Below are 868 nucleotides of genomic sequence, written 5' to 3' on the forward strand. Positions count from 1 at the left end.
GGGTGGGCCTGGGGCACGCCCCCACCTGGGCGTACGCGCCCGCGCCGTCGAGCCGCGCGATCGCGTCCCCGGCCGCCGCGGTGAACCCGTCCGGGCCGGCGACGGCGACCGTGCCGCCGGGGGGAGCGGCGAACCCGCCCGGCGGCGGCACGGGCCCCACCGCGACGGTTCCGGCGTCCGTGACGACGCCCGCGGCCGCGCCGTGCGGGCCGCTCGAGGCGTACGCGCAGGCGTCCGCCACGGCCGCCGTCGGCCACCCGGGCCCGGTGAACCAGACGATCGAGGTCACCGCGAGCGTCCGTGTGGCCAGGACGAGGCGATGTCGTGTAGGTCTCTCCACGGGAGTGATCATCGTCACGGCACTCCGCGACTACGCCGGATGTGTCATCGATTGCTGCGAACGGGTGGAAATGGGGGCGCGATGTTAACGACATGTCAGGCCAATTCGATTGACGGCCATCGGGAGGTGACCGCTATCGGATGGTCAATTTCCGTTTCTGCTCGCATGGTTGGCCGATTGATCAGTAGCCTCACCTCGACCCTCGGCCGTCTACTCCCCGGAGTGCCAGATGAACTGTCCTGCCCGTGCGTCGCGGAGCGTGGGTGGAGGCCGGACGGCATGACGGGGGTCCAGGACTCGCCGACGGACGGCCCGGACCGGTTCGCCACCGCGTGGAGCCGGGCGCTCCTGCCGGGCGAGCCGCCCGAGGCGGTGCGCGCACTGGGTGAACGGCTGCTGCCGGCCGCCCGCGGACTGCGGGAGGCCCTGCGCGCCCGGGTCCCCGACACGGCGGCGGGGACCGAGGCGGGGGCCGCGCTGGTGCGCGCCGACCACGTCGAGCCCGAGGCGGTGGGCCGCACCCTGGAG

Annotated in this window: 2 pseudogenes; one reads left to right on the plus strand and one right to left on the minus strand. The window is 74.3% G+C overall.

Features of this window, described 5'->3' with window-relative positions:
- Positions 1-289, minus strand: a pseudogene (locus tag ACOV8S_RS08865) (hypothetical protein); the annotation flags it as partial.
- 330 nt (positions 290-619) lie between these two features.
- Here ACOV8S_RS08865 and ACOV8S_RS08870 point away from each other — a divergent pair.
- A pseudogene (locus ACOV8S_RS08870) lies at positions 620-868 on the plus strand (GGDEF domain-containing protein); the annotation flags it as partial.

The sequence above is a fragment of the Streptomyces sp. CO7 genome (assembly GCF_053474865.1).